Genomic DNA, 715 nt, shown 5'->3' with positions numbered 1-715 from the left:
GCATCGGCTCGCTGTAGAAGAGCAGCTTGGCCAGCTCCACCAGCACCAGGTAGCTGGCGACGAACGCGCCCAGCACGGCGAAGAACTGCCATGGCAGCGGGGTGAAGCCCAGTTTGCGGCCAAGCGGCGTGACGGTCAGCGCGATGCCGATCACGTCCACTGACATCAGCGTGACCGAAAGCAGAGCGCCGGGCCTGCTGCGCAGAAATGGCACCCTGCGGGTGCGGATCGCGAACACGATAAACGTCTGGGTGAGAATGTTTTCCAAGAACCAGCCGGTGTGGAACGCCACTTCGCCAGCGTGCAGGATGCCGACCATGAATCCGAAGGTCAAGAAGTCGAACAGCGAGTTAATCGGGCCGAACGTCAGCATGAACCTGCGGATGAACGCGACGTTCCAGTGCGACGGCGCATTCTGCTGCTCCTCATCGACCCGATCGCTGGGGATCGCCAGTTGGGAGGCGTCATAGAGCAGGTTGCCCAGCAAGAGCTGGCTGGCCAGCATCGGCAGGAACGGCAGAAACGCCGACGCCGCCGCGGCGCTGAACGTGTTGCCGAAATTGCTTGATGTGCCCATGAATACGTACTTGATCGTGTTGGCGAAAATCCTTCTGCCCGTTGCTACCCCGGTGGCCAACACACCGAGGTCCTTCTCCAGCAGCACCACGTCGGCGGCGTCCTTGGCCACGTCGGTGGCGCTGTCCACCGAGATCCC

1 protein-coding gene is annotated in these 715 nt (G+C 62.2%); it reads right to left on the bottom strand.

Features of this window, described 5'->3' with window-relative positions:
- Positions 1-715: cation transporting ATPase C-terminal domain-containing protein (locus tag A9X04_RS19400; protein WP_197509240.1), on the bottom strand; the 715-nt coding region annotated here is incomplete at both ends.

The organism is Mycobacterium sp. E3247 (genome assembly GCF_001667785.1).
Taxonomy (GTDB): domain Bacteria; phylum Actinomycetota; class Actinomycetes; order Mycobacteriales; family Mycobacteriaceae; genus Mycobacterium.
This window is presented reverse-complemented; position numbering and strand designations above follow the sequence as displayed.